7 protein-coding genes are annotated in these 5,974 nt (G+C 32.6%); 1 reads left to right on the top strand and 6 read right to left on the bottom strand.

Features of this window, described 5'->3' with window-relative positions:
• Positions 1 to 289: 289 nt before the first annotated feature.
• The 6 genes from LXM54_RS28175 to LXM54_RS27540 all read right to left on the bottom strand — a co-directional run bounded on the left by LXM54_RS28175 (position 290) and on the right by LXM54_RS27540 (position 4,716).
• Complete coding sequence (locus LXM54_RS28175) at positions 290 to 616, bottom strand: DUF1349 domain-containing protein (protein WP_325169604.1); 327 nt, start codon at positions 614 to 616, stop codon at positions 290 to 292.
• Positions 588 to 914 (bottom strand): DUF1349 domain-containing protein, encoded by a 327-nt coding sequence (locus LXM54_RS28180; RefSeq protein ID WP_267913509.1) that lies wholly within the window; start codon positions 912 to 914, stop codon positions 588 to 590. Before LXM54_RS28180 ends, LXM54_RS28175 begins: the two co-directional genes overlap by 29 nt.
• Positions 915 to 1,188: 274 nt before the next feature.
• Positions 1,189 to 1,521 (bottom strand): PTS lactose/cellobiose transporter subunit IIA, encoded by a 333-nt coding sequence (locus LXM54_RS27525; protein ID WP_233319520.1) that lies wholly within the window; start codon positions 1,519 to 1,521, stop codon positions 1,189 to 1,191.
• Complete coding sequence (locus tag LXM54_RS27530) at positions 1,521 to 1,826, bottom strand: PTS sugar transporter subunit IIB (RefSeq protein WP_233319522.1); 306 nt, start codon at positions 1,824 to 1,826, stop codon at positions 1,521 to 1,523. Before LXM54_RS27530 ends, LXM54_RS27525 begins: the two co-directional genes overlap by 1 nt.
• Positions 1,827 to 1,845: 19 nt before the next feature.
• Entirely contained in the window at positions 1,846 to 3,171 is a 1,326-nt protein-coding gene (locus tag LXM54_RS27535; RefSeq protein ID WP_233319523.1) for a PTS sugar transporter subunit IIC, read from the bottom strand.
• Between the two features lie 42 nt (positions 3,172 to 3,213).
• The gene (locus LXM54_RS27540; RefSeq protein ID WP_233319525.1) at positions 3,214 to 4,716 is read right to left on the bottom strand and encodes a glycoside hydrolase family 1 protein; all 1,503 of its coding nucleotides are present in this window, start codon (positions 4,714 to 4,716) and stop codon (positions 3,214 to 3,216) included.
• 214 nt (positions 4,717 to 4,930) lie between these two features.
• On the opposite strand from LXM54_RS27540, the gene LXM54_RS27545 reads away from it, so the two are divergent.
• Positions 4,931 to 5,707 carry a MurR/RpiR family transcriptional regulator gene (locus LXM54_RS27545; protein WP_233319527.1) on the top strand — a complete coding sequence of 259 codons (777 nt, stop codon included), beginning with the start codon at positions 4,931 to 4,933 and terminating at the stop codon, positions 5,705 to 5,707.
• Positions 5,708 to 5,974: the final 267 nt, after the last annotated feature.

Consider the following 5,974-nt stretch of genomic DNA (forward strand, 5'->3'; position numbering starts at 1 on the left):
TCCTTCTTCCACTAACCTCCCCCAAATTTTTACGAAAAAATGAGCGTTAACCATCAGTACTTTCTTTTTGGTTTTAGATACTTTGTGAATATATGCACTTAAAGTAAACTGCCCTTATAGCAACATAAGAAAAAGGCTTCCCTCTTATTTAAGGTAAGCCCCCTATAGCTAGCAATGATAATTTGCACTTGGTCTTCAATCGCAAAATTTCATATATTCAGTACCTTAGTAAATACTTATTAGCAATATTTTCTCTTTTCTGTTTTCATTTTTATCTTCCGTTCATTGCTTATAAATAAGCATCTTGGGGATTATCAGAAAGTTCTTCTATTGTAAGGAAGTCAAAACGAACTTCTTGTTCTTTTCCTTGTGGGCTACATGCATATAAGCCCGCTTGCAAAATTGCATTATCTGGTATATCTAAATGAGCAATCCTAATTTGATTCCAACTTTCTCCGTCGAATGAAAAATCAACATAACAATTTTTTTCTATCTTGGATATCCGATAATATATATGTACCTCTTTACTATCTATATATTGGGTTGACCAATCAGAGTAACCACCATTAGTAACTACTGCCCCTAGCTTACTGAAACCAGATGGAATATATTCTATTGAGGTCTTTACCCATAAGTCTCATCAATCCAGCTTGATCGTATTTTGACTTAGGTAGGGCTTCCACTTTTGTAGTCATTCTAAAATTTTTATTTGTTTTCGCAAATAAAAAATGACCATTATCCACTTGAAAACCATAATGGGTCCTTTGCCAAAAATCTGTTCCTTCATCTGTTTTTAGTACAAGTTTGGAAGATGTCTTGTCCACAAACCATACTCTTGGCTCACTTTTCCACTCTAGCATGTCACTTAATTGTTCACTCTTAAAGTTTTTATAAAGAATCCTATTTTTATCCATGTATTTCCCCCCATTAATTACTTTTAATTTATAGTAATATATCTACCTTGTTACAACAATTGAATTAAATACTTCCCCTGCAAAGTTACTTCATTTTAAGTTACTATTATTAGAAAGGAAGTCCAAACATTTATTAAATCTCTTTAATAAGTAGTATAACATGAAAGATTTTTAGTATTTAATGAAAAATATTGACAAACTATTAGTTGGTTTAGTGCCAGAGCAAAAAAGGCCAAAACAAAAAGGAGTTGAATTAACAACTCCTTTTAATCAGTTATTTCTCAATTAATCTTATTAATTTTTCTAATTTTTGATGAACCGAAATGAATTCTTCTGCTACAATCTTAAATGATTCCGTACTCATCATTTGGTCTTCTGCATGCATTAACAATAAAGTAAACTCTACAGATTCACCATTTGCTTCCTTCGTTACTAATTCTTTATGTGCATGATGACCTTGAATAAAAAGATTTTCACCTTCTTCAATAAGTTGAGCAGCCTTTTCGAAATTCCCCGTTTTTGCTTCCTGAATTGCTTCAATATACATAGAACGTGCTGTACCTACTGATGAAATAATTTGAAAACTAACTAATTCTGTTCCTTGCATTATTCTTCTCCAATCATCTTTCTGGCCTGCAGTAATACTTTTTGTCCATCCATTGCTCCATAACTTTGCATATCAATTGACTCCACTGGTATTGCAGGTAATAGTTTTTTTATTTTACTCTCTTGGAATCGTACCTGTGGACCTAATAATATTGCATCTGCATCCTCACAACGTTGTGTTGCTTCAGCAATGGGATATGCATCGACTTGGCATTCATAACCTTCCTTTTCTGCGGATTCTCTGATTTTATTAACCAACATACTAGTAGACATTCCTGCTGCACATAATAATACTATTTTTTTCATTATTTACACCTCAGTAAATTTATTTAGCGATAACTAATTCATCACTATTATCTTTGTTTTCTTGTTTTTTTGCTTGTTTATTAGAAATTAATACAAATGGGATCCAAGCTAATGTAGTTACTAATAAACAAATAACTTGTACAACTACTCCTTGCCATCCATAACTTATAAAAGCATTAATAAGAATTGGTATGCCAAAAGGCACATCAACAGAATTAGGTGACAAAAATCCAATATTCGTTGCAAATAGTGCTATTAAAGCTGATATAGCTGAATTTAACACTAATGGAATTAGGAAGGTTACATTCAATACTAGTGGTAATCCAAAAATAATTGGTTCACTTATACCACAAATGGATGGTAAAATCCCAAGTTTAGCTATAGATCTATATTCATGTCTTCTGGAAACAATGAATATTGCAAATATTAGCGAAATGATCATTCCTGCTCCACCAACAGCAACGAAACATCTCCAAAAACCAAAGGTAATTGGCTGTGTTGGGTCTAAACCAGCTTGAACTGCTTCAACATTAGCAGCAATGGCTACTGCCATTAATGGGTTCTTAATTGGGCTGGTTGCTTGCCCTCCATGAATTCCCAAAAACCATAATAACTGCATGACAATAATTACTGTTACAATACCAAAAGGTGATTGGAAAACATTTTGCATTGGAGCCTGAATTACCGAATAAATAAACTCATTGATATATTGTCCGGTAACTAAGTGGAACAAAGCTCCTAAAATAGCAATAATAGTTGTGGTTAAAAATACAGGTAATAAACTGTTAAAAGATGATGCTACCATTGGTGGTACTTGCTCAGGCATCTTAATCTTAATTTTTTCAAATTTCATTAAGAAAGTGAAAATTTCAACCGCTAATATTGCGATTAGCATACCTACCATTAGCCCTTCTGCCCCTAATGCAGATGTAGATAATCCTGGAGCTGTAAGTATCGTTCCATCTTCTGTTGTAAGACTTACAACACTAGGCACAACTAAGATATAACTAATAAGACCTAAAATGCCTGATGTAATTTCGGAAACTCCATTTTGCCGTCCTAAACTTAACCCAATTAGGAATATCAAAGGAATAGCCATACAAGATATTGTTGCAAAACTAATAACATCAAAAGCAGGTTTTAAGTTCTCTAGAAATGGGATCCATTTAGCTAAGCCCGTAGTTGGATCGGATAGCAAGGTTTTAAGCAATGTACTGAAAGAACCTATCATGATTAATGGCAAAAGTTGAGCAAATGCAGCTTTAATCACTGAAAAGTACTTATTTTGATCGACAAATTCTGCAGAGCGAGTAATTCCCTTTTCAAATTTATCTTTAAAACTCATCTTTACCACTCTCTTTATCTTTAATTTTTCATTTTGAATATTTTAAATGGAGTATTCCTTAGTATTATTGACTTCATTGCTTAAATCATCTCCATTGGATTGAATAACTTTCTTATACCAGTAAAAAGACTTCTTTTTTGTTCTCTTTAATGTCCCTTTTCCCTTATCATCTAAATCTACGTGAATAAAACCATAACGTTTTTTCATTTCTCCTGTTCCTGATGACACTAAGTCAATACAGCCCCAAGTGGTATAGCCCATCAAATCTACGCCATCTAAACAAACTGCCTTTTTTACCTCATTAATATGATCTTTCAAATAGGCAATTCGATAATCATCAATAATGGATCCATCTTTTTCAAAAACATCTGACATTCCCATTCCATTTTCTACAATGAAAAGTGGCTTTTGATACCTATCATATAATTCGTTTAACACATATCTTAAACCAATAGGATCAATAGGCCATCCCCAAGGAGTTTCCTGTAAGTAAGGATTTTTATCCCCCAATTGTCCCCCTGTATCTGTCTTTTGTTGAACACCAGTATGATATACAGTGGTTCTATAATAGCTGAATGCTAAAAACTCTGAAGGATATGCCCTAATAATCTCTTCGTCACCAGGTTCCTTTACAATTGTTACACCTAACTCTTCTAAAATAGCGTCCGAATAAGAAGGATAATAACCTCTCATCATTACATCTGAGAAGAATAAGGCCCTTCTTCGATACTCTAAAGCTCCAAAGACATTTTCTGGTCTACAATCCTTAGAATAAATACCACTTAATGCCAACGTAAACCCGATTTTAAATTCTGAATTTATTCCTTTCCCTAACTTGATTGCTAGAGCATTAGCAACAAATAGGTGGTGAAGTGCCTGATACCGAACCTGAGCGTTTGTCTCTCTACAACCTAAACGCGAGTACCCTCTTAGGACATTAATTTCATTTATTGTTATCCAATACTTTACTAAATCCTTATATCGAGTAAACACTTCTTTACAGTATTTTAAATAACAATCTATTGTGTAACGACTATGCCAGCCATTATAGTTATTAGCTAAATAGGCTGGATTTTCAAAATGGAAAAGCGTAACTAATGGTTCAATATTATACTTTTTACATTCTTCGAAAACACTTTCATAAAATTGTAACCCTTCTTCATTTGGAGCTTCTCCTTCTACTCCTCCTTTTGGGAAAATACGAGTCCAACTAATAGACATTCGAAAACATTTAAATCCCATTTCAGCAAACAATGCTATGTCTTCTTTATAATGATGAAAAAAGTCAGTCGCTTTATGACTGGGATAATAGATGTTTTCATCAATAAAGCCAATTGCACCTTCAGGTACTGATAGTTCACGATCTACTAATGCCTTTGTTCCATCTTTTAAGATTAAGGATAATTTCCTTGGCGAATCAGCAGTCCCATCGGTTATATAATCATTTGTTGCAGGTCCTCTTCCACCTTCATCATATCCACCTTCATATTGGGTTGCTGCAGTGGCACCACCCCATAAAAATCCTTCAGGAAATTTCTTATTCACCACATCATCTTCCTTCCTAATTCACTCTGGTTTAATATAAGCATGACCTTGTAAGCATTTTCATCATCTCACAAGGTCATTTTAGCACCTATGAATATTTTATTCAATAATTTTTTATTCAAAAATAAAATATTCTTTAAATAAAATATTCATCCATTAATGTTCACTTTTTGTTATAATAATTTATAGAGTTACAAATAGACGGAGGTATCTTATGGATCCTATTGTTCAAATGGAATTAATAAAAGAATCATTTTCAGAGACGGAATTTAAAATTTATAATAAAATTATAGAAGATCCATCATATGTTGCACGTAGTGGTATTGTTGGGTTAGCAGAATGGTGTGAGGTTTCTCAACCAAGTATTACACGTTTTTGTAAAAAAATTGGTTATAAGAAATACTCAGACTTCAAGTATACGATGTACAGATATGTAATGATGAAAAGAAATACTGTTCTAGAAAATACAGAACCTGCTCTGTTTCAGCATTACCAAGAATTACTATCTTTAGCTGAAGGTATTTTAACTAAAGATTTAATGATTGATTTAGCCAAGTATATTCTTTCCTTTAAACATCTCTTTGTTATGGGCCTGTCCGAGAGCTTTATTCCAGGAAAGTTGCTCGAACTTAAACTACGTAAACTTGGTCTATATGTATCCGCTATATCACCATCAGAGTTACATGATATTTTTAACTATGTTCAAAAAGAAGATTTAACTATTATTTTTTCTATGCGTGGAGGAACTATCGAGAACCCACTAGGAAAGTTCTTCTCTCAACGAGAAAGTTTTAATGGAGAAGTATTACTCGTAACGATGAATATGAACAGTAAATATAAAGAATTAGTGGACAAAACCATTGTTCTTCCACAAGTTAATATTAGCAATTCAATCAATCAAACTAAGACAGATATACTTTTTTACGTTTTTGTTGAAACGCTGGTTTCTTTTATCGCTTATCAGTTAAATGATATTAATGAAAACGTTTAATGGGATTTTTTTGCCACCTTAAAAACTAGAAAAAAGTGCTGGTGGTTGCTAGCTCCATTTTGTTTCTTAGTTGAATAAAAATGAACTCTTCTCATATTTGAAAAGGGTTCATTTTTTTACTATGGTGTGTAGCTTTGGTATTCATGAATAGTATTCTTTATAGCTAAATATGTAAAAAAAATTCCCATTTAATAATTAAGAACCTATTGAACATTGTTTTTTTATCAGTTCAATAATAAATTTGTGAAGAAATGCACTTAAACTAAT

Origin of the sequence: Bacillus sp. Au-Bac7, from assembly GCF_021341655.1 — a bacterium.
GTDB lineage: Bacteria > Bacillota > Bacilli > Bacillales > Cytobacillaceae > Niallia.

Bases quoted from the DNA above. Each gene is read 5' to 3' on its own strand.
- LXM54_RS28180 (WP_267913509.1), bottom strand. From the start codon at position 914: ATGGATAAAAATAGGATTCTTTATAAAAACTTTAAGAGTGAACAATTA.
- LXM54_RS27525 (WP_233319520.1), bottom strand. From the start codon at position 1,521: ATGCAAGGAACAGAATTAGTTAGTTTTCAAATTATTTCATCAGTAGGT.
- LXM54_RS27530 (WP_233319522.1), bottom strand. From the start codon at position 1,826: ATGAAAAAAATAGTATTATTATGTGCAGCAGGAATGTCTACTAGTATG.
- LXM54_RS27535 (WP_233319523.1), bottom strand. From the start codon at position 3,171: ATGAGTTTTAAAGATAAATTTGAAAAGGGAATTACTCGCTCTGCAGAA.
- LXM54_RS27545 (WP_233319527.1), top strand. From the start codon at position 4,931: ATGGATCCTATTGTTCAAATGGAATTAATAAAAGAATCATTTTCAGAG.